The sequence below is a fragment of the Gramella sp. AN32 genome (genome assembly GCF_023718305.1).
In the GTDB taxonomy this organism is placed as follows: Bacteria; Bacteroidota; Bacteroidia; order Flavobacteriales; family Flavobacteriaceae; genus Christiangramia; species Christiangramia antarctica.
On record NZ_QEYO01000018.1, the window covers coordinates 16,332 to 41,538 of the forward strand.

Here is a 25,207-nt window from a genome sequence, read left to right on the forward strand (position 1 = left end):
GAGTACTCGAACAAACGATTTCCGAGACTTTATGTTTCAGTTATCCAAGAATGCCTGGAGAGAGCTTATCACAAATTGTGATAAGCTTCCTGAGAACATCAAATTTAGTCTGACTACTCCTTTTGCATTTACCGAACAAAGCGTGGCAAGTGTTTTCCAGCGTATTCAACAAGTTTTTTGCATAAAGATTTTTAATTTAATAAAATTCTTTAAAAGAGATCGGGACACGTGAATAGGCTATTTTTAAACCGCTAAAACCAGTGACGAACTTCTATTTCCCATTTGAAAACCTAAATTTTATAGATACATCCAGTATGCTATACAAACAACCTAAATAAGATTTCATCAGGCAATTATCTTTTTATCGATTAATTCAGTACTTTTATCGATACGCCTAATTCTATGCCTATGGGTAAAATTACTTTTTTACTCTTTTTAATCATTTCAATTCCCAATAGTTACAGTCAGTGTACAACTACTCCGACAGTAAATATCAATGCAAATACGGAAACTATTTGTGAAGGAGAGGAAGTGTTGTTTCAATCCAGCATTAGTGGTGGAAATGAATGGGCAGCTTCTTATCAGTGGCAAGTGAATAACTTAGACATAAACGGAGCGAATACTTCAAATTTCACAAGCTCCTCCTTTATTAATAATGACGAAGTTAGGTTGAAAGTAAACTTCACCTGCTCTGAGACAGTGAATGAATCGTTCAGTAATACTATTAGCATAGACGTTTACAATTATCCTGAAGTTACTAAACCTCAGGATATAGAAGCTTGTGTAGGGGAAACTATTGGTGCTATCAATTTTCAGGTGAATAATTCTTCGGCTACTTACGGATGGCAGAATAGTAACACTTCTATTGGCCTGGCTGCTTCAGGTACCGGCAATATTCAGCCTTTTATAGTCAATAATACGAGCAACCAAATACAAACTGCAACCATTACCGTAACTCCCACTTATAATGGTTGTGAAGGAAATTCAGAAGTCTTTGAAATCAAGGTTTTTCCGCAACCGGCTGTAAATCCAGTGGAAAATATCACTCTTTGTAATGCTGAAAATGTTCCCCAAATATCATTTTCAGGCAGTACCGTAAATGGAACCGCCTATGAATGGACAAACAATAATACAGCTATAGGCCTTCCCGGAAGCGGAAGTGGACCTATCAACCCATTCACCGCTACAAATACTACCAATAGTCCCATTACTGCGGTAATTACGGTAACGCCAATCGCCAATGGATGTGAAGGCGCACCGGAAACATTTAGCATTTTAGTAAATCCTACCCCAACGGTGAATTCCGTAGAAAATATAGTGATCTGCAATGGGACCGATACGGAAGTAATCACTTTTTCCGGGAGCAGCGTAAATGGAACTACCAACAAATGGACAAATGATAATCCGACCATAGGTCTTACAGGAAGCGGAACTGGACCTATCAACTCATTCACCGCTAGCAATGCTACCAACAATCCTATCACCGCTGAAATTACAGTAACCCCAACCGCCAATGGGTGCGAAGGGGAGCCGGAAACTTTCAGTATTCTGGTAAATCCGACCCCGGTGGTAAATTCCGTGGAAAATGTTGTCATTTGCGAAGGCGAAAGTGTAAGTGCCATTAATTTTACCACCGCCTTTTCGAATACGAGAATAAGCTGGAGTAACGACAATCCCGCAACCGGACTTCCAACAAGCGGAGAGGGAAATATTCCGGCATTCACAGCAACTAATAACACCAATGAAAGTCAAATTTCTACGATCACGATTACCCCGACTGCAAATGATTGCGAGGGTGGCGTAAAGACCTTTAGCATTGAAGTAAAACCAAAACCTGAAGCAGATCTAGTGGAAGATCAGTTATATTGTAATGGATTGCAAACCGAGGAAATCCCACTTACCGGCGTACCTCCGGGTGTTCAATTTGATATTTCAGGAGGTACTGCAATTGGCCTGAACGATAAAAATAACCTTACCAAAATTCCTTCTTTTACCCCTGTTAATAATACCGATCAACCCAAAACGGTCATTATTGAAATCCTTCCTAAAGCCAACGGCTGTGAAGGGGACATTAAGACTTTTGAAATAACGGTTAACCCCACGCCAAATGTGGCTATTTCTCCTTCCTCACAAGAAATTTGCACCGGAAGTGAAACCAATATTTCCTTTTCTGGTTCTGTTCAAGAAACGACTTTCAGCTGGACCATTGCTGAAATTTCACCGTCTGGAAGCATTCAGGGAGCAACTGCTGGTGAAGGTTCCCAAATTCAGCAAACATTACTCAATGAAACAGCAGGTGTAGCTACGGTGACTTACAGCGTAACACCAACTTCCCATGGATGTTCCGGAACCCCCATTCCGGTAAAGGTAAGTGTAAATACTACTCCAGACCTCCAAATCAATATTCCGGAATGTGCCACTTCAGTAGATTTAACGGCACCGGAAATTACCGCTGGTTCTACTTCCGGCTTAAGCTTCAATTACTGGACAGATGCAGAAGGTACTTCCGTAGTGGGCAACCCCGCTGAGGTAGGCACAGGTACCTATTATATTGAAGGCACCACTTCCTCAGGTTGCTCTGTTATAAAGGAGATTACTATTGATAAAATTCAACCGAAATTAATAAATAGCAATGCAGCGCCAGCCTTTATTTGCAGCAGCACAAATTTTGACTATACCCCAGAAAGTGATATTGAAGGAACCACGTTTAGTTGGAGTCGCACAGCAATAGCAGAAAATGCAGCAAGTGATTCATCTGAAAGAAATTCAGCCAACCCCAATGAAACGCTTATCAATACTTCGGGTAGCGCAATTACCGCTACCTATGTTTTTACTTTAACTGCACCTAATGGCTGCTCAAGCACTCAGGAGATTGAAGTGGTTATTGAACCAGAGCCAAAACTCATAGATAATCCAATTGCCGATAAATGTAATGGGGAATCTGTTTCCTATACTCCCCAAAGCAATATTAATAATTCTACCATACGTTGGAGAAGAAATGCCGTTGTGGGAAATCCTGCCGCTTCAGGAACTGGAAGTATCAACGAAACACTTTACAACGATACTGGGGTGGAAGTAGGTGTAACCTATTTTATAACGATAGAGACTCCCAGTGGATGTATTACAGAAGATAATATCAGTTTTTCCCTACTGTCTGGCCCTAAAGTAACAGCTTCAGCATCCAAAATTGAAATTTGTGAAGGTGAGGCCATTGATTTATTTTCTGAAATTGAGATTGCCGGCTCTCTAGAGCCTGTCTTATTTGAAGAAAACTTCAATAACGGACTAGCTAACTGGAGCACAACGAACAATTCTACCAGTGGCAATCCTTCTGCTGCTGCATGGACGTTAAGATCAAACGGGTATTCCCCAGGATATAACGTAAATATACAATCAGACGATAATTCACAATTTATCATGTCTAATAGCGACGCTCAGGGCCGGGGGGGCTATACCGAAACTATCTTAAAGTACAGCAATCCCATAAATACTGTGGGGTATTCTACCCTGGAACTTTCTTTCTGGCAATATTATCAACATTATAGTAGTCTGGGAGAAGTACAGGTTTCCACAAACAACCAGGACTGGCAAACCGTCTATGACATCAATATTTCTTCTAACAATCGAGACGTTGTTAATTTAAACGGTTATGTAGGCCAGGAAACCCTTTATATTCGGTTTAGGTATAGCGCAAACTGGGGGTACTGGTGGGCTCTTGATAATATTATTTTGACGGGAGAAGCGGCACAGGATCAAAATATTACCTGGGCTTCGAATACCAGTACCTGGACTTCTACAGAACAAAACCCCGAGAATATATCACTAACTGAAACCACCATTTTTACGGTAACCTATAGCGATCCTGACCTGGAATGTCCAGGGGTAGAGACGATTGAAGTTATTGTTAAAAAACCACCCCAACCCAAAATCCTGGCAGATTACTGTGCTTATCCCAATGAACCCAATAAAATTAAATTATACGTAGAAGGAAATTATGATGAATACGAATGGACTTCTTCAGGAGAGGTTTTGGGTACAGGATCTTCTATCGATGTTATTTCGGCACAGGGTTATACCCTGCGGGTTATGGATAACGGTTGCGAAGGTTCAGCAAACATCGATATTTCAGAGAATCTTGTAGTAAATGGAGATTTTGAACAGGGAAATACTGGCTTTAGAACTCAATATGGCTTTAGGACTGATAATCCTGGAGTGAGAAATGAGCTATATCCGGAAGGGCTTTATGCCGTAGACCAGAATTCTAACGATTACCATACAGATTTTAGTGACAATGGAGATCATACCAGCGGAACCGGAAACTTTATGATTGTTAACGGAGATCCCAATTTGGGAAATGTGGTTTGGGAGACTACTGGGTATCTGGAGGTAAAACCTAATACCGACTATTATTTTGGGGCATGGACCACCAATCTGGTTTCCCGGACTGAAGCAGATAAATATGCCCGCCTGAGGTTGGTTGTTCTTGTTCCTGGTAATAACGGACAGGATCAAATATCATCTGAATCTACCCTAGGGGATCTGACTTTTCAAAATGTGGGAGAATGGTTAGAATTTTTTAATGCACAGGTTTGGAATTCAGGTAATAACACCCAGGTAAAAATTCAAATAATTAATGAAAATACCATTCGTGATGGAAATGATTTTGGGATAGACGATATTTCTTTTGCTGAAATTAGCGCGGTGGAGTATGATTTTAACCCCTCCAACGATGGCCCCGCCTGCCAGGGCGGCACTATTCAGTTAAATGCCAATATGGAAGGTGGAAGGGAACCCATCATCTACAGCTGGACAGGGCCTGATAATTTTACCTCTTCCGAAGAAAACCCGGTCATAGAAAATGCCACTGTTGAAAATTCAGGAGTTTATGAACTCACTGTTACCGACTTCTATGGATGTGCTAACCCAACAAAAAGTACCGAAGTAATGGTGATCCCGGAAACGATCACAAATGCCGGAGAAGATTTTAGCATCTGTGCCGAAACTGCTGACATTCAGTTAAACGGTATGATTTCAGGTTCTGTTACATCAGGAATTTGGAGCGGAGGTTTGGGAACTTATAACCCGGACTCTTCTAAATTGGACGCAATATATACACCCAGTGAGTCTGAGATTGAAACCGGTTTTGTTGAATTGATCTTAACCTCAGATTCGCCAGATGCTCCCTGTGAGCCGGTAAGCGATACCCTTAATATTACGATACATCCAAGCCCGGTAATCGAAGTAGCCGTTAGTAATAACAATTGTTTCAACGGAAGTGCGGGAGAAGCTACGGTCACGTCGCTAAGTGGGAAAGCGCCTTTTACCTATTTATGGAGTGACGGGCAAACTACGGCCACTGCAACGGGTTTGGCGCAGGGAACCTATTTGGTCACGGTAACAGATGAAAATGGATGTTCCGCTTTTTCTGAAATTACAATTTTAGAGCCTGAACCCTTAGAAATTATTGCGACAGATTTTTCAGCACTAAGCTGTTATGAATCTGCAGATGGTTTTGCCAGTATTGAACTCGCCGGTGGTTTTATGCCGGAAGAAACCCCGGAATACCTCATTCAAATTCTGAATGAATCTGGAGAAGCTGTTGCGGAGATTGCCAGCGCTACCGGAATCGAAAGTTTGGATACTTTAAATGCAGGGAATTACCTTTTTTCAGTAAGTACCATTTATAACTGTGTGACTTTAACCAAAGCTTTCACTTTAACCCAGCCGGAAGAAATTCTCATCGATGCCGGGGAACCCCAGAATTTAACCACCTGTGGAATCACCACTGCCCAACTTTCTGCTGAACCTGTAGATCCAAACCTGGCTATGGGAAAATGGGAAATTGTTGCAGGCGATGGAGGAACTTTAAACGATCCCGATTTACCGAATGCTGTCTTAAAAGGATTGCCCAACACCACCTATTCCGTGCAATGGACGGTAACCCCGTTAAATGGATGTCCTGAATTAAGCCAAATTATAGAGATTAACTTTCCCGGAGGATGTAGTAAACTGGATTTTGATGGAGATAACGATTACGTATTTATGGGTGATGCCTATTCCCTGGGAAATAATTTTACCCTGGAAGCCTGGGTAAAACCTCACTCTCTAAATGGTATAAAAACTATTTTCTCTAAAAGGGATGCTGCCAACCTGAATTCTGGAGGATATGACCTTGTTATTGACAATGGGAAACCTTCTTTTAATTACAATAATCAATCGATAACCTCTAGTTTTAAAATTGATACAGATCGTTGGTATCATCTCGCGGTAATTGCCAGCTCTGCTGAAATTAAGTTGTATGTGGATGGCGTGGAAATAAGGGCCGGGGCAGGGGGCAGCCCAAATACGATCGCGAGTCCGTTTTTGGTTGGAGCAATGTACAATGCTTCGGCATCTGCGGTTCCTGAAAATCATTTTCACGGCTGGATCGAAGAAATGAGAATTTGGAAGACTAGTCTTTCCCAAGAACAACTAAGGTTTATGATGAACCAGCGAATTAAGAATAATAATACTGCTGTAAAAGGCGAAATTTTACCCATGAATGTACCCGGTAACCTTACATGGAACAATTTGGAAGGTTATTACAGATTGATAAGTGCTGAGGTTCAAGATGGATTCACCGCAGATCTTGCGGTGAACGCTATCCCAGGTGAATTGAGAAATATTCAAACCGAACAGGAAAATTCTGCGCCACTTCCCTATATTTTAGAATCTAATGCCAACGGGGAATGGTTTAATAAAGCTACCTGGACCTTGCCTACAGTTTATATGGGCAGGAATATAAATCAGCGCGATGTTTGGGATGCTCCAAATTCACTGAGTATTTCTCCTTCCGAAGACATCAACTGGAATATCGTAATTCTGCGAGGAGACGTTAAAAATTCAGGTACTCCAAATAATAAAAGTGATATCCAGCTTTTAGGTTTACTTTCAGAAAGTGGCACGTTGGACATGATGGGAGATAATAATTTTAGCGGGAATTCGCTGGAAATAAGCCATTACCTTAAATTGGATGGCGTGATCGATCTCAATGGGGAATCCCAGTTGATCCAATATGAAAATAGTATTCTGGCAGAAGAAAGTAGCGGTCATATCGAAAAAGACCAGCAGGGAACATTGAACAGTTTTAATTATAATTACTGGACCGTACCGGTAAGCCTGGTGGGAGAAGCTAATAATTCCGGGTTCAAAATTTCAGAAGTTTTAAAAGACGGAAGCAATGTTTCATCACCACAAAACATTTCCTTTAATGAACAATATTCATATGCTGATGGAAATTATAGCGGAGCCTTAAGAATAAGCGAATACTGGCTTTATAAATTTCACGGTCCGGCAGATGATTATTTATCATGGGAAGGTATTTATGCGAATTCACTTATAAAAGCGGGAGAAGGTTTTAGTATGAAAGGGACCAGGGGTTACGTGCCCATTCAAGATCTTCAAAACTATACTTTTGTGGGCAAACCGAACAATGGCCTCATTCAATTATCAATCTCAATCGGTGAAAACCGCCTTGTGGGAAATCCATATCCTTCAGCAATAGATGCGACCGAATTTTTAAGGGACAATCTAAAAGATATTACTGGAGGTAGAAATTCGAAAAATGTATTTAATGGAACACTTTATTTCTGGGACCACTTCGGGAAAGAGGATACCCATGTCCTTGAAGAATATATTGGGGGTTATGCTGCGATGAACCTATCAGGCGGGGTTTCCGGAGTATCAAATGACTCACGAATTAATTCCAATGGCAATGGAGGTTCAAAAATACCGGCTAAATATATTCCGGTAGGCCAGGGATTCTTTGTAAATACGGTGATAGATGGAAACACGAACAATAATTTTGCTATTCAGGGTGGGGAAGTAACTTTCAAAAACAGTCAGCGCATCTATGTAAGGGAAAATCCGGGTAATTCCCAATTCCTTCAGCAGGAAGAAATTACCAAACAAGTATCAAAAGCAGTGTTTTCAGAAGATTTAAGGCCTAAGATCAGGTTGAAATACGAATCGGCGGAAGGATATCACCGGCAAATTTTAGCAACTGGTGATGTACTTTCCTCTACGAACTTTGACCTAGGCTATGATGCGCCTATGATCGATAAAAATATAGAAGATATATACTGGATTATTGAAGAAAACCCATTTGTGATCCAGGCCATTCCCAATTTTTATAAAGACAAAGTGCTGCCATTAGGAATTCGCGTAAATCTTCAGGAAGAATTCACCATCAGGATTGATAGCCTTGAAAATTGGGATCAAAACATACCGGTTTATTTGAAGGATAAACAAAAAGATAGTATTCACGATCTTAAAAATTCAGCATATAAAACTGAAGCGGAGCCTGGAGAAATCAAGGATAGATTTGAAATTATTTTTTATAATGAACTTGTTCCAAAACCTGAAAAACCTGTTTTAGAGTCCGGACTGATGGAAGTGGAATATTATTCCGAAACCAATAATTTCATGTTGAAAAATCCTGAACTCTCACAGGTTTCCAGAATTATGATCTTTGATATTGGAGGTAAACTGCTTCAGGAATTCACGGAAATACCGGTCCAGGAATTTTTTGAATTCAAAATGAATACTTATCCCGCCGGAGTTTATATCATCAAGATTATTGATGATGAGGGAATTACAGATAAAAAGTTTATCGTTGAGAATTAGCTGGAAAAATTTCCTGTCTTCCCTTTCTGCTTATATGTCTGGTTTTTTTTGTTTTAAGCAATCAATATTAATGCTTAAAATAAAATTATTGAGAAATCTTCGTATTCTTTTAAAAACGAGACTTAAAAGGAAGTACTTGCTGAAAAAGCACTTCTAAATCTGTTACACCGGCTTTTCCTATATCGATGTAAAACTGCTTGGGAAAAGCATATCGTGTGGAATTGATGGGGATTACTGGATATTCACAAAAGGGGAATAGAATGATGAATCAGTAAAAATTCCCTTTTTGAATAAAGTGCTTAACATCTTGAAAAAATCTGATAACGGCATTGGAAATGCCCTAGAAGAATTGCTGTCGGTTTTCTCCAACAAAAAATTAATGAATATTTGAAGGAGATAGGGATATTTATGACATACCGATGAAACTTTCTTTCCACCCAGCTCGCCATACTTTTGCAACTACCGTAACACTTTCTGAAGGAGTTCCCATTGAAACGGTGTCAAAACTGTTGGTTCATAGTAAGCTTTCTACTACTCAAATTTATGCCAGGATACTCGAACAAATGGTATCCACAGATATGAGCTCATTGCGAAATAGATTAGAAACAAAAATAAAGATGAAACGAGGTTGCATTATCAATGATTTAGATTAAATCTATGACCATTTATTGCTAATGCTTGGTCCAGTCACGTAAAAATATAGTAATTACTTAAAATCATACATATTTTTTTACCATTCTAAAAAAATATTAGAAAATATTATGAGAATAATTAAAATGTTCATATGTTTGAACATACTTATTTTTTAGATCGCATGATTTCAATTTTTTCTAGGATCAATTTTTTTCTCATATTTCTATTCTTGACACTAGTTGTTAATGCTCAAAGGAATATTTCAACTGAGGCCAAAATCACTTCATCTTCAGAGCTAAATTCTAGCTATTCTTCAAATAAAATCGCAGATGGGATTATTGGTGTTAGGGATTTAGGGGAATGGGCTTGTAAAGGTGACACCACAGACTGGGGGTATATCAAGTTGCCCTGGGTTAAATTGAGTTGGAGTGAATCTCAAAGAATTAATCGCATAGTTATTTATGATAGGGCATCCCAAAAAGAGCATATTGCCGGTGGAAAGCTCAGTTTTAGTGATGGTTCTTCTATTTGGGTGAGGCAACTTCCTAATAACGGATTTGGGAAAGAAATTTCTTTTGATACGAAAACGATTGAGTGGGTTAAATTTGAAGCTACCGATGCACAGGGTAAAGATATTGGACTTTCTGAAGTAGAGGTTTATACTGCTCCAGAACAATCTAATGATCCAGTGGACTGGGTAGATCCATATATAGAAACAAATAGGGGGAGATACCTATATTTTATTACTGGTTCCAGGCCATTTGGTATGGTTGGGGCAGCTCCTCTTACTCGTAATAAAAATCAATATGGAGGTGGATATAATTATAATGAAAAATATATTCTTGGATTTGAACAGATTCATAGTTGGATGCTCGGGGGGCTCGAAATTATGCCTGCTCCACAGGAAATAGATCCCAGAGGAGGTCAGGATAGCTGGAAGTCTGAATTTAGTCATGAAGATGAGATCGTTAGACCGGGTTATCATAGGGTTTTTCTAAGAGATCATAATATCTGGACAGAATTTACAAGTACTGAACGGGTGAGCTTTTATAATTTCCGATTTACTACACCTATGGAAGCCCAAATAATAACCAATCTTGGGGGGTATGTGGGAAATAACGTAATGACTGATGCAAAGGTCAATAAAGTTAGTGCCACTGAAATCGAAGGTTCCTTTAGTACTGTAGATCGTTATTGGGGTGGTCCCAAGGATGTTAAGGTGTTTTTTGTTGCTCAATTTGATAAACCTTTTAAAAGGCTTAAGGGCTGGAGAGGTAACAGAATACTGGAAAATGTAAATGAACTTGTTGGTGATCAGGCTGGTGTTGCCCCTGTTTATGATGTGAAGGCAGGAGATGAATTGAAAATGAAAATTTCAATTTCTTATACTAGTGTAGAAAATGCGAGGAAAAATCTCAAAGATGAACTTTCAGACTGGAATTTTAATAAAGTTAAAAATGAATCTAGGGAAGTTTGGAACGATTGGCTAGGTAAAATAAAGATTGAAGGCGGAACTCATGATCAACGTACAAAATTTTATACTGACCTATGGCACGTTTTACTGGGAAGGCAAAAAATTAATGATGTTTCAGGTGATTATCCTGATCGTACCTCGGGAGTTAGAGAAGGAACATTTACAGATGCTGTCTTCAAAATAAAAACTCTTCCAAAAGACTCTAATGGAAATTTAAAATTTAATATGTATAATTCAGATGCATTATGGCTTACACAGTGGAATTTGAACATACTCTGGGGTCTTGCCTGGCCTGAAGTTATGGATGAACTTTCCTCATCCATGGTACAATACGCGATAAATGGAGGCCTGTTGCCCAGAGGACCTTCCGGTGGTGGTTATTCTTATATAATGACTAGCTCGCCTTCAACAAATTTAATTGCCAGTACTTATCAAAAAGATTTACTTACAAAGATCGATTCTGAGGTTGCTTATAAGATGGTGAAACAAAATCTTTTACCAGGAGGAATGCTTGGAGATCCAGCAGATATTAAGTTTTATACAGAAAATGGTTACTGGCCTGGAAATGCGGGTATTACTTTAGAAGCTGCTTTTCAGGATTATGCTTTATCTCAGATGGCCAGGAGTATGGGTAAGAAAAAAGATGCTAATTTTTTCTCTAACCGATCAAAAGGTTGGAAAAAACTCTTTAATAACGATCAAAATTTAATTTTTCCAAAAAATAGAGAACAGGAGTTTATGCATGCCGATCCTCTTTCTGGTGAAGGTTGGGTAGAAGCGAACGCATGGCAGGCAACCTGGTCTGTTTCACATGGGATTACAGAGCTTTCAAAATTGATGGGTGGAGATGATGTGCTTTGCCAGAAACTTAATCATGCCTTTGAAATGGCAAAAGATGATGATTTCGTTTTTGGATACAGCGAAGGTTATTTGAGTTATGCTAATCAACCGGGTTGTTCCAATGCCCATGTATTCAATTATGCAAACAAACCTTGGCTAACACAATATTGGGTAAGGAAAGTCAAGGAGCAGGCTTATGGTGGAGTAACTCCAGATTTAGGTTATGGAGGTCACGATGAAGATCAGGGCCAGATGGGTGGGGTAAGTGCTTTAATGGCGATAGGGATTTTTAACTTAAAAGGGAATGTAGATCAAAATCCTGTTTATGATATCACCAGTCCAATTTTCGACAAAATTATTATAGAGTTAGATCCTAAATACTATGAAGGAAAAGAATTTACCATAAAAACCCATAATAATTCAAAGAATAACATGTATATCCAAAAAGCTTTTTTAAACGGGAAAGAACATAACCAATTTTGGTTTTCTCATGATACTTTCCAAAAGGGGGGAGAATTGGATATATATCTTGGACCTGAACCAAATAAAGAATGGGGTGTGCATGAGTTACCCTAAAAGATGCTTCTCTATCTGAATCTATCTTGCTATAAATATAAAAGTGTGCTTAAACTGAATTATGAAAACAATAAATATTAATAACTAAAAATCTATAACATGGAAGTCCATAGTAAATATAAAGCCTGCATTTATTTTATTTTCCTGTTCTGCCTTTCCTTCAATGCTGGAGCATTTACAAACGATCTTTTTGAGCAGCAGGGTATACCAGTTTCTGGAACCGTAAGATCTACAGGTGGAGAGCCACTTTTAGGGGTTAATGTGATCCTTAAGGGAACAGATGTAGGCGCAATGACAGATTTTGATGGTCACTTTGAAATTACCATTCCTAATACAGATGCGGTTCTTGTCTTCTCTTATATTGGTTTTAAAACAAAAGAGGTAAGTGTTGGTTTAAATACAAGTTTTAATATTGAGCTTGAGGCCAATATGAGTGAATTATCTGAAGTGGTATTAATTGGCTACGGTTCTCAAAGAAAATCAGATCTTACGGGGGCTGTTTCATCGGTAAGTTCGGAAGAGTTGCAGGCAGTACCGGCTACAAGTTTTGAACAAGCCCTTCAAGGAAGAGCGGCCGGGGTTCAGGTTACACAAACTACCGGAGTGCCGGGGGGTGAGACAAATATTCGCATTAGAGGTACGAGTTCTGTAAACGCAAGTAGTGAACCATTATATGTTATTGATGGGATGCTGGTCAATAGTAATGGAAATGAAACTTCAGTTGGTGGTCGTGGGCCCCGAATTGGACCATTGGCTACCATTAACCCAAATGATATAGAATCTATTGAGATTTTAAAAGATGCATCGGCAACTGCAATTTATGGTTCCCGAGGTGCAAACGGAGTAATTTTAATTACCACTAAAAAGGGAAAAGAAGGTAAAGGGACCATCAGCTTTAATGCTTATTACGGAGTTCAGGAAGTTAGTAAAAAGCTGGATTTGCTGAACGCAGGGCAATATGCTGAACTTGTGAATGAAGCGGCAATCAATGCTGGTAGGACTCCTGTTTATGTAAATCCTTCAAGCCTTGGTAAAGGAACGGACTGGCAGGAAGAGCTTTTTAGGATGGCTCCAATTGCAGACTATCAAATTTCATTTGCCGGTGGTGACGAGAAAACCAGCTACTCTCTTTCAGGTGGATATTTTACCCAGGATGGGATTGTTATAGGTTCAGACTTTGAGCGTTATTCCTTTAGGGTAAACCTGGAAAGACAATTAAATGATAAATTAAGTATAGGCAATAACTTATCATATGCCAGAATTAACTCCAATGGGGTTCTTACGGGAGCAGGCCAGATAAACGCAGGGGTTATTTCAAATGCTTTGCAGATTAATCCAATTTTGCCGGTTTATAACCCAAATGATCCTGGTGGATATACTTTTGAACATGACCGTAAGGAAGGAATTGCCAATCCGGTGGCTGAAGCAAAAGAATACGAATCTAATACTACTACCTCCAGATTATTGGGGAATATTTTTGCGGACTACGAAATTATTTCAGGTCTAAAATTTCGGACTAGTTTTGGTATCGATGCTTTAACAACGAAATCCAATACATTTGGTCCAAACTTCCTCAAACAATCTGAAAATAGTAAAGGAGAAGCATCTGTTAGCAGTCTTAATGCATTGACCTGGTTAAATGAAAATACCTTAACCTATAACAAATCTTTCAATAATACTGATAATTTAACTGCCTTGCTTGGATTTACCATGCAGGAATTCAAAAATGAATCCTTAAGTGCAGTTGCTTTTGGATTTCCTGATGGCAGAACTGGTTATCATAATCTTGCAGCAGCAGAAAATCCTCAAAACCCCGTAAATAATGAATTAGGCTGGTCTTTGATATCCTATTTAGGAAGGGTTAATTATTCACTTGCCGATAAATATCTCTTTACCGTTTCGGGAAGGGTAGATGGTTCTTCAAAATTTGCTGAAGGCAATAAATATGGTTTCTTCCCTTCCGGTGCATTTGCCTGGAAAGTAATTAATGAGCCATTTATGAAGGATAACGAATTCTTCTATAATCTGAAATTAAGACTTAGTTACGGTGTTTTAGGAAATCAATCTATTGGTCCTTATAATTCCTTATCCCTTATTGCTCCTTTTGGAGAAGGGGTGTTTAATTTTGGATCTGGTGAACCTACTATATTCTATGGACAGGAACCTACAAGTTATCCAAATAAGGACCTGAAATGGGAAACTACAAGACAGGCAAATTTAGGGGTTGACCTTTCCATATTGGAAGGACGTTTATCCCTTACGGCAGATTTCTATGATAAAAAGACTTCAGATTTGCTGTTGGGGACTCCGATTCCATTTACATCCGGATTTCAAACTACCTTATTAAACGTTGGGAATGTAAAAAACAGAGGCTTTGGAATTGAATTAAGAGGAGATATTCTAACAGGTGAATTTGGATGGAATGCTTCAGGGAACCTTTCAGTTAACCGAAATGAAATTACCAACCTCGCCAGGGATGAAGATATCAATCTTTTGGTTGGAGGTAGTATTCTTAGAGAAGGTATGCCAATTGGCACTTTTGAAGGGTATGCTTTTGACGGAATATTCCAATCTGATGAAGAGGCGGCAAGTTCTGCTGCATTAAGAGGTCAGACTGCACAGGCAGGGGATAGAAAATATAAAGATTTAAGTGGTCCTGAGGGGGTTCCTGATGGCTTCATTGATGAGTTTGACCGAACCGTTATTGGTACAGCAGAAGCTGATTTTACCTGGGGGCTTAGTAATGAATTCACCTATAGGAACTTTAGTTTGAATGTGTTCTTTCAGGGATCTGAGGGTAATGATATGGTTAACTTGAATTTAGTGAACCTTGAAAATTTAAACGGTCAGCAAAATGTTTTGGCTGAAGCTGGCCTTAATAGATGGACCCCAGAAACCACGAATAATAGATATCCTCAGGCAAGGGCTAATGAATCATTTAATTCGGCATTTTCCTCCCGTTTTGTTGAGGACGCCTCATATGTAAGGCTGAAGAACCTAACTTTTGGTTATACAGTTCCAGATACCTTTATGAGTAAAGTTGGTATTGAACGGTTAAGAGTTTATGCCAGTGCCACCAATTTATTTACCATAACAGATTATAGCGGCTACGATCCGGAAGGGAATGCGTATGGAGGAACTACTAATATAGTAGGTATAGATAGTGGTAATTATCCACAGACTAAAACATACACCTTTGGGATTAACCTAGGATTTTAAAATAAAAAAACGAAAGCATGAATACTATTCAATTACATTCGTCTAAAGTACTTTTGGGTATATTATTATTACTATTAAGTACTTCATGTAGTGATTTTCTTGAAGAAGATCCTGAAAATTTGGTTGCGACCAGTAATTACTATACTACAGAACAGGATGCCATAGCAGCAGTAAATTCTATATATGCATATTTGGGATCTTATGATGCCTCCCGGGGAAATACTGCCGGAGTCTATCACAGCACTTTTTGGATTACCCAGGGATTAGCTTCTGATGAAATGCTTAATAATCAACTTGGAACACCACAATACGACCAGCTTGCAACTTTTAGTTACAATGCTGATAATGCTGCATTGTTGGAGATCTGGCAAATTCATTATAAGACCATTTACCTGGCGAATGTTGCTATAGATCGTATTCCGTCAATAGATATGGATCCAGCGGTTCAAAATAGACTTATAAATGAAGCTAAGTTCTTAAGAGGGCTTCTTTATTTTAACATGGTAAGGATGTTTGGAGAAATTCCTTTAGTTATTTCAGAGGATGCTCCATTAAATCCTGAAGCAGCTTCAGTATCTGCTATCTACGATCAAATAATTGCCGATCTAACAGCTGCTGAGTCTCTCCCAGCCGATGGTGAAATTCAGCAAGGCCGGGCAACTACCGGTGCTGCAAAAGGAATTTTAGCCAAAGTTTATTTAAGAATGGGTGAGTTTCAATTAGCGGCTGATAAAGCAAAAGAAGTTATTGATTCCGGCCAATATGACCTTTGGGATGACTTTTCAGAAGCCTTTGAAATTTCCAGTAGAGGTGGTAAAGAAGCTGTTTTCTCTGTTGGGTTTGGTGATGGTGGGGGAGCCATCTCATTTTGGGAAGTAGGACAATTTAATGTGAGATTATTACCCACTGAACTAAGCCGCGAGGTTGATGGAGTTAGTAATACGCAAGGCTGGCAAATTGCACTACCAGATCTCTATGATTCTTATGAAGATATCGATGAACGTAAGGAAGCTACTTTTATGACCAATTTTATGGCTTCGGATGGCACTACAGTTAACCTGGATAAAATATATATAGATAAATATTGGGACAGAGAAGCAGATCCCACTGCAGGCGGTTCGTTTAACGATTTTCCTGTATTAAGATACTCTGATGTTTTGCTCGTTTATGCAGAGGCTCAGGCCAGCCTGAACAATTTTTCAGAAGCTAATGAGTATTTGAATATGGTAAGAGAGAGAGCCGGTTTAGATGATGTTGATGTATCTGATATGGGTGGTTTTATCGATGTATTGTTAAACGAAAGAAGAAGGGAATTTGTTGCCGAGGGGATGCGTTGGTTCGATTTAACAAGGCTGGGAAGTTTGGAAGAAGCTGTTCAGGAAGCGAAAAATATTAATGTGGGAAGTGAGTATTATTTGTTCCCAATTCCACAAAGAGAAAGAGATGTCAATCCCAATTTACCGCAAAATCAAGGATTTTAATATTCCATTAATTAAAAGAAAAACGAGATGAATAATACAAGAATATTTCAGTTGTTTGGGTTAATATTATTTATCAGCGTCCTGATTGCAGGATGCGAGACCGATGATAGTCAAACCCCAGAAGATTTTTATGATCAGGGTAATTTTACCATAGTTCTGGATGCACAAAAGATCCCAGGACAGGGACAATATCGTACAGTTTTGGAATCTAATGAAACTATTGATATTAATGTTCATATTGAGGCACCAGCCAATTTAGAAAGCCTTTTAATTACAAAAACTGTAAACCTTGTGGTAGACGAAAGTTTTGGCAATCAGGGTTCGATAAATGTAGATGCTTCCGGTACCAGCTTCGACTATAATTTTATATATGAACCATCTATAGATGATGTAGATAAATTGATAGGATTTACTTTTGAAGCCAAAACTTCTGAAGGAACAAAACATATAAGCGATCTTACAGCTTCTATTACCCTTTCACCAAAAGATAACCTGGTTACAAAAAAATGGAACTGGACCTCTATTAAGCATGTAAATAGTTTGAATATGCCAAATGAGGAGGTTATAGCCGATTGTGAAAAGGATAATGCCTACCTGTTTAATGCAGACGGATCCATGAGTCTTCAATATGGTCAGGATACCGCGGCAGGTTCCTGTGCATTCGATGGTTTAAATGTTTACGATCGCTGGTATATCACGGCTAATGATGAATATTTCATTATGGAAAAACATAATGTATTTACACCAAATATTACCGCTGTAGATACTTTTAAGCTTAAAACCTTATCTATTGATAAATTGGAACTGGAGCAGACGATTGATCTTTCTGTTTTTGGATTGACCGATGAAGAAATTTTTCTATATAGCTTCATTCCAGTTCCGAGAGAAAATTAGTAGAAATCATTTAATTCGATTAATATATCCAGTATGTTGAAATATATAAAAAACCAGAAGACAATTCTCTTAGGAAGTTTATCTGCTATTGCATTACTCGCGATAGTGTCCTGTAAAAAAGAACCTAATGAAGAAAAAGTTTCTGATGTAGTTTCACTGAACGAAAAAATGGATTTTAAGGTAGAACCGGCACCGCAATGGACAGAAGTTTTTAAGAGGGATACAGGCTGGTTTGGTGGTGACGGTATCTTTGCTATTCCTTACTCAGGCATTGATGGCAAAGAATCTGATAGTATTCTTTTTCTGTTTAGTGACACTATGATCGGTGAAATTACGGAAGACTCACTTCAACCTGGATATACCATGGTAAATAATTCCTTAGCATTCTATACTAAAGGAAAGAAACCATCCACCACAGAATTTTATCTGGCTGAAAATGATAAAAATGAGCATACTGCCTTTTTTAAACCTGACTCCGAAAATAATGAATATTACTGGCTGGGGGATGGTTTTGTTAACCCGGAAATGAATGGTAATCTTTATGTATTTTCTTATCGCATTAGAAATACAAACACAGATGATCTTCTTCCCTTCGAAGAAGTGGGTAATGATCTTTTGGTGATCGAAAATAAGAATGATCTCCCTTTAAAAGCAGACAAACAACTTAAGATCCCTTTTTTTAATAGCGAAAATGATTCATTGAAGATTTCTTTTGGAGTCGGAATCTACACAGAACAGCAGGATGGCCAATCCTATGTTTATGTATATGGTGTTCGTGGCCCTAATAAAGAATTGGTTGTAGCTAGAACACCTGCCGATAAAATAGAGGACTTTGACTCATGGCGATTTAGAGCTGAAGATAAATGGACTAAAGATGATTTAGAGATGCAGACACTTACTGACAGTGTTTCAAATGAATTAAGTGTTTCCAGGTTATCAAACGGTCAGTATGCACTGGTTTATCAGGAAGGCGGGATTTACCCTAAAATCTATATGCGCCGATCAGAAACACCTTTCGGGCCCTTTGGCAAAAAACAATTGATTTGGGATACCACCACCGAAATGAACGATCCCGATTTGTTTACTTACAATGCAAAAGCACATCCTGCAATTTCTAAACCAGGAGAATTACTGGTTAGCTACAACGTAAATAGTTTTAAATTTTTCGATATCATCGAGAGTAAGCCTCATTTATATAGGCCAAGATTTGTTAGAATTTCCTTTAATACACCTAAATAAAAATTTCAAAGTTTAATTATTCAATTACATGGCAAAAGATCCGATTCCAACTATGGTTTCTAAATCCTATATTATAAAAATAACCACAGTAGCGGCACTGGGTGGATTGTTGTTTGGTTATGACACGGCCGTTATAGCAGGTGCAATTGGCTTTTTACAGCAGAAATTCGATCTAAGCCCCGCTCTTGTGGGATGGGCTGCAAGCAGTGCTATATGGGGATGTGTTTTTGGAGCTATGGTTGCAGGTTACGCAAGCGATAAATGGGGCCGTAAAAAAGTCTTGATCATCACCGCAGTTCTATTCTTTTTATCAGCTCTTGGTTCTGCAATTGCTAATGATCTTACACCGTTCATTTTAGCTCGATTTGTAGGAGGAGTAGGTGTTGGTGCTGCTTCTATGTTATCTCCCTTGTATATATCGGAAGTTGCCCCGGCCAAAATGAGGGGAACTTTGGTTAGTGTTTATCAGCTGGCTATTGTACTGGGGATAAATATTATTTATGTGGTTAATTTTTGGATTTCCAAAGCCGGAACCTCGGAATGGAATATAGAATATGGCTGGCGATATATGCTGGGTTCAGAGACCATTCCGGCAATTATATTTTTTGTGCTGTTATTTACTGTACCTGAAAGTCCTCGATGGCTTTTAAAAAAGGGTAAGGATAAAATAGCTAGAACTATATTGGTTAGGGTCAATGGTTCACAAGCTGATGAAATTGAAAAAGAGATCAAGTCTACTTTAAAAGAAGAAAAAGGTAGCCTAAAGGAGCTTTTTGGAAAGAGGTATCGTATGGCTTTAGTGATAGGTGTTGTATTGGCACTTTTTTCACAAATTACAGGTATTAATGCCGTAATATATTTTGCTCCGGAGATCTTTAAGAGCATTGGATTTGGGGTGGAGTCAGCTCTTTCTCAAACCATACTAATAGGAGTCATTAATACTATTTTTACTTTCGTGGCGCTTGGCCTAATAGATAAAGCAGGTCGAAGAAAATTACTGTTATGGGGTGTAAGCGGTATGATAATTTGTTTACTTGGTACAGCGTTATGCTTCCACTTTAGAATTTACGAGGGGCCATGGCTTCTCTTATTTATACTTGGTTTCATTGCAAGTTTTGCAACTTCTTTAGGGCCTATTCCATGGGTTATAATTTCAGAAATATTCCCTACCAAGACCCGTGGAATTGCAATGTCGTTTTGCATTTTAATCCTTTGGATAGGAGTGATACTAATTACTCAGTTAACTCCGGTTCTATTAGAAGAAATAGGAGGTTCGGGAACCTTCTTCATTTTTATGGTCAATGCGATATTCCTTTTAATATTTACCTGGAAATTTGTGCCTGAAACTAAGCAAAAGAGCCTAGAAGAAATTGAGAAAAGCTGGAAAAATGAAAATGCCGTGGAAATCGAATCAAAAATTTAGTTTGTGGAGGAGGTTTATTTAGGAATAGATATGGGAGGAACCCAAATTAAAATGGGTCTCGTAAATGGAATGGGAGAATTACTTGGGACAGAAATGCTTCCGGCAAAGTCTGATCTGAGTATGCCTGTTCGCTTAGAGGAATTAGTGGAAGATATAAATAGAATTCTCCATGATAAATTCAAATTGCTGGGAATAGGTATTGCATTTCCTGGAATCGTAGACTATATCAATAATAGGATTCTTTCGAAATATGTAAAATATACTGATGCTGAGAATACAGATCTAAATAGTTGGGCTAAAAAAAACTGGAATGTTCCTCTAGTGTTAGAGAATGATGCAAGAGCAGCCCTCATGGGAGAATGGCAGTATGGTGCAGGTAAGGGAAATGATAATCTTCTTATGGTGACTCTGGGAACTGGTATGGGATCAGCGGTACTTATCGAGGGTAAACTTTTACGAGGTAAAAATTTTATAGCCGGGAATCTTGGAGGGCATATGTCTATAGACTTTGAAGGAGATAAATGCAATTGCGGGAATATTGGATGTGTAGAAACTGCAGGTTCAACATGGGCTTTATCACACAATTTGAAGAAATTGCATAACTATAAAAACAGCAGTCTTTCAGCTTTAACAACAATTGGCTATAAAGATATATTTAGCCATGCCTCTAAAGGTGATGAAATAGCAAAAAAGTTAAAAAAAAGAAGTTTAGAAGCCTGGTCTGCCGGGATTATAAATCTGCTTCACGCTTATGATCCTGAAAAACTGATCATAGGTGGTGGGATAATGAAGAGCAAAAGTGAAATTATTCCATTCATCAGAAAAAGAGTAAATGAAAGATCCTGGCTTCCTGAAGATGGGGTGATGATAACAACCGCCAATCAAACAAAATACGCAGGAATTCTAGGGGTCTGCTTTTTATTGAAAAATTAAAAAACTATGAAATCAAACTACGATAAAAATCCCAGTATTCTTGTTAGCGATAACGAGAAGGAATGCCTGACTGGATGGGAATCAATTATAGGAGAACTAAATAGACAAATAAATAAAAATTCTTCAACGATAGTAGCCATTGAAACATATCAGGGGGTAAATGATGATGAAGTGGAAACGGCATTGAAAGAAATGTTTCCTTCACATAGTTTATACCATACTTCTGAGGCTTTTAAAAGCAAACAGGAAATAGAAAAAATGGTATATCCTTTTGTTACTGATGATCGCATTTTTGGGTTTATGACAGACCTGGAGATCAGGGATTTTCTAGATAGTGATAAAGCTGATCAACTAAAAAAACAAATCGATCATGATGATAATACCTTAAAGCTTATATATGGGCCCGGGGCTAGCCTTATTTCAGATACTGATCTATTAATTTATATAGACATGGCTCGTTGGGAAATCCAACAGCGTATGCGGCGTAATGAAGTAAATAATTTAGGTGTAGAAAATAAAGACTTAGAAGCTGCCTTACTTTATAAACAATCCTTTTTTGTGGACTGGAGAGTTTTAGATCGACATAAGACAGCCATATTTGATGATTGTGATTATTTTATTGACTCCAATCAAACGAACAGGCCTAAAATGATCACTGGTGATTCCTTGAAAAAAGGACTAAAACAATTAAATAAACAGCCTTTTAGAGTGGTGCCTTTTTTTGATCCCGGAGTCTGGGGAGGTCAATGGTTAAAAGAGGTGGTAGATCTGGATAGATCTGCAGTGAATTATGCCTGGGGATTTGACTGTGTCCCTGAAGAGAATAGTATTCTTTTAGCTTTTGGTTCTGAAACTTTTGAAACTCCTGCGATTAATTTAGTACTTAAAGAGGCACCAGATCTATTAGGTAATGAGGTTTACAAAAAATTTGGTGCAGAGTTTCCAATTAGATTTGACTTCCTGGACACTATGGAGGGCGGAAATCTTAGTCTGCAGGTTCATCCTAATAAAAAGTATATTAGGGAAAAGTTTGGAATGTCCTATACACAGGATGAAAGTTATTATTTTTTAGATGCAAAAGATGATGCATTTGTTTATTTGGGATTAAATGAGGATGTGGCTCCTGAAAAAATGATAGCCGATCTTAAGGAAGCACAAGAAACGGGAAATAATTTTGATGCAGACAGGCATGTTACCAAATGGTCGGTAAAAAAGCATGATCATATTCTTATTCCTGCAGGAACGGTACATTGTTCAGGAAAAGATAGTATGGTTTTAGAAATTAGTGCCACGCCTTATATTTTCACATTCAAACTTTGGGATTGGGGTAGACTTGGACTGGATAATAAACCAAGACCCATAAATATTGAACATGGTGAACAGGTTATTGAGTGGGATCGTACCACCGGTTGGACAGGTAAAAATCTTGTAAATAACATTGAAATCCTAGCTAAGGGTAATGGTTGGGTAGAAGAGAGAACCGGCCTTTATGAAACCAATTTTATTGAAACCAGAAGACATTGGTTTACAGATAAAGTTGAACATTCCACTAACGGAGGTGTAAACGTTATAAATCTAGTAGAAGGAAGGGAAGCAATAGTTGAAAGCCCTACTGGTAAATTCCCAGGATTTGTAGTTCATTATGCGGAGACATTTATAATCCCTGCTGCAGTTGGAGATTATACAATTCGACCTTACGGCAGTTCTGAAGGACAAAAATGCGGAACCATCAAAGCCTTTGTTAGAAAATAACTCTATGATCATAGCAAAAAGATAAATCATGAAATCCTATTCTAATAGCATACAAGAAAATTCAGCTAGCTCAGTTATCGTGAAATTTTCAATTTTGGTGATCCTCTTTTTTTTGCATTTTTCAGTTACTGCTCAGAAAGATGATTCCCTTCAGCTAGCTGGTTTCTTTCAGGAGCATATGGTAATTCAAAGAAATAAACCAATAAAAATCTGGGGTAGGGCTGAAGCACGGGAAAAAATTGAAGTTAATTTTGGCAGCCAAAATTCTATTACAAAAGCTGGAAAGGATGGAAAGTGGAAAGTAGAGTTTCCTGCTTTAAGTGAAAAGGGACCCTATATTCTGGAAGTTTCCGGCAAATCCAAAACTTTAGAGTTGGGAGATATACTAATTGGGGATGTTTGGATTGCTTCGGGACAATCTAATATGGAATGGCCTCTTAGAGATACACCATTCAAAGAAGCCGATAGTAGTTTTATAAAGAAAGGTGAGGTGCGACTTTTGAAGCTACAACCAGTGATGGATTACCTGCCAAAATCTGATATCACTTCCACAGGATGGCAATTATTAAGTCAGGAGAACATTGGTAATTTTTCCGCAGTAGCATACCATTTCAGTAAGTTTATTAATCAGGAAGCTGGCATACCTGTAGGGATTATATCTGCAAATCTTGGAGCTACCGCGGTAGAGACATGGATGAGCAACAATGCACTTGCTGAATTCCCGCAGTTTAAACGAGAAGTAGATCATTCAAAAAGTTTTAAAACCCTTGAAGCTGAATTTGATAATGATAAAAGCAAGTGGAGTAAGGATATATATTACGATGGGATTGGGATGAAGGAAAAATGGTATTCCCAGAAATTTGAAAATACAGAGGAATGGAAACCTGTTAAAGTTGCCGGAAATACCTGGATTGAAAATGAGGATTTGAAAAATTTTGATGGAGCCGTCTGGTTCCGTAAGAAATTTAATCTTCCTGAGAACTTTTCCGGAAATACCTTTAACCTACAATTGTTACAGATCGATGATTTCGATATTACCTGGGTTAATGGAAAAAAAATAGGAGAAACTTTTGGAAAGCACAATCATAGAAATTACAGTGTTCCTGTTTCAGATTTAAAGGAAACAGGTAATACTATAGTAGTTAGAGTTTTTGATGCCGGAGGAATTGGTGGATTTACGACTTCGGCCTTTTGGGGAAATAATATACTTTGGGGGGATTGGGAATACCGAAAAGGAATTGAAATAGACTCCTCCAGATTTGATTCACCGGAGTTGCCAAACGTGACCCCGTTTTCCTCTCCAGGAGTTTTATATAATGGAGTTATTGCACCACTTACACAACTTCAGATTAAGGGAGTGATCTGGTATCAGGGCGAATCTAATGAAGCTCGGGCATATGAGTACAGAAGTTTATTTCCAGCTCTTATAAAGGACTGGAGAAAGCAATTTTCACAGGATGATTTCCCATTTCTATTCGTGCAATTAGCGAATTATCGAGAAGAAGATAAAGAGCCTAAAGCTTCTAAGTGGGCAGAAATCAGAGAAGCTCAAAGTTTAGCTTTAAAAGAGCTAAATACTGAAATGGCGGTTATAATAGACATTGGGGAAGCCGGGGATATTCATCCTAAGAATAAAAAGGACGTAGGACAACGTTTAGGTATGTTGGCCATGAATATGAGTTATGATGGGACTTTTGATTCCCCTGGACCTCGTTTTTCTACAATGGAAATAAAAGATAATGGAATTTATATCAGTTTTAAAAATTTAAAAAATAGGCTAACCATAAAAAATAAATACGGATATATAAGAGGTTTTCAAATTGCCGGAAGTAATAAAGAATTTCATTGGGCACAAGCCAGTTTAAAGGGGAATGGTGTATTTGTACATTCAGATGAGGTGCCAGACCCGGTAGCAGTAAGATATGCCTGGAGTGACAATCCCGGAGAACTAGATTTGGTTAATTCAATTGGGCTGCCTTTGGAACCATTTCGTACCGATAATTGGGAATTGAGCACTCAAGGTGTTCAATTCGAGGAAGGCCCCAGGTTTTAAAGTAAACTTCAGGATTTTCTTTAATT

11 protein-coding genes are annotated in these 25,207 nt (G+C 38.4%); all 11 read left to right on the forward strand.

The genetic code is table 11. The features are described from left to right. The first annotated feature begins 408 nt into the window (after positions 1 to 408). The 11 genes from DHD80_RS16180 to DHD80_RS16230 all read left to right on the forward strand — a co-directional run bounded on the left by DHD80_RS16180 (position 409) and on the right by DHD80_RS16230 (position 25,181). Positions 409 to 8,664: a PKD-like domain-containing protein gene (locus DHD80_RS16180; protein WP_251742503.1), complete on the forward strand. Its 8,256-nt coding sequence runs from the start codon at positions 409 to 411 to the stop codon at positions 8,662 to 8,664. A gap of 419 nt (positions 8,665 to 9,083) precedes the next feature. Then, positions 9,084 to 9,317: a tyrosine-type recombinase/integrase gene (locus tag DHD80_RS16185; protein ID WP_251742504.1), complete on the forward strand. Its 234-nt coding sequence runs from the start codon at positions 9,084 to 9,086 to the stop codon at positions 9,315 to 9,317. Between the two features lie 209 nt (positions 9,318 to 9,526). After that, the gene (locus tag DHD80_RS16190) at positions 9,527 to 12,187 is read left to right on the forward strand and encodes a GH92 family glycosyl hydrolase (RefSeq protein WP_251742505.1); all 2,661 of its coding nucleotides are present in this window, start codon (positions 9,527 to 9,529) and stop codon (positions 12,185 to 12,187) included. Positions 12,188 to 12,286: 99 nt separating this feature from the next. Then, complete coding sequence (locus DHD80_RS16195) at positions 12,287 to 15,406, forward strand: TonB-dependent receptor (protein ID WP_251742506.1); 3,120 nt, start codon at positions 12,287 to 12,289, stop codon at positions 15,404 to 15,406. A 17-nt stretch (positions 15,407 to 15,423) separates the two neighbouring features. After that, on the forward strand, positions 15,424 to 16,887 hold the full coding sequence (locus tag DHD80_RS16200) for a RagB/SusD family nutrient uptake outer membrane protein (RefSeq protein ID WP_251742507.1): 1,464 nt from the start codon (positions 15,424 to 15,426) through the stop codon (positions 16,885 to 16,887). A 27-nt stretch (positions 16,888 to 16,914) separates the two neighbouring features. Then, entirely contained in the window at positions 16,915 to 17,781 is an 867-nt protein-coding gene (locus DHD80_RS16205) for a hypothetical protein (RefSeq protein WP_251742508.1), read from the forward strand. A 33-nt stretch (positions 17,782 to 17,814) separates the two neighbouring features. Further along, positions 17,815 to 19,020 carry a hypothetical protein gene (locus tag DHD80_RS16210; protein WP_251742509.1) on the forward strand — a complete coding sequence of 402 codons (1,206 nt, stop codon included), beginning with the start codon at positions 17,815 to 17,817 and terminating at the stop codon, positions 19,018 to 19,020. 28 nt (positions 19,021 to 19,048) lie between these two features. Beyond that, on the forward strand, positions 19,049 to 20,443 hold the full coding sequence (locus DHD80_RS16215) for a sugar porter family MFS transporter (RefSeq protein ID WP_251742510.1): 1,395 nt from the start codon (positions 19,049 to 19,051) through the stop codon (positions 20,441 to 20,443). Positions 20,444 to 20,446: 3 nt separating this feature from the next. After that, on the forward strand, positions 20,447 to 21,376 hold the full coding sequence (locus DHD80_RS16220; protein ID WP_251742511.1) for an ROK family protein: 930 nt from the start codon (positions 20,447 to 20,449) through the stop codon (positions 21,374 to 21,376). 6 nt (positions 21,377 to 21,382) lie between these two features. Then, entirely contained in the window at positions 21,383 to 23,128 is a 1,746-nt protein-coding gene (locus tag DHD80_RS16225) for a class I mannose-6-phosphate isomerase (RefSeq protein WP_251742512.1), read from the forward strand. A gap of 28 nt (positions 23,129 to 23,156) precedes the next feature. Beyond that, on the forward strand, positions 23,157 to 25,181 hold the full coding sequence (locus DHD80_RS16230; protein WP_251742513.1) for a sialate O-acetylesterase: 2,025 nt from the start codon (positions 23,157 to 23,159) through the stop codon (positions 25,179 to 25,181). The last annotated feature ends 26 nt before the right edge of the window (positions 25,182 to 25,207 follow it).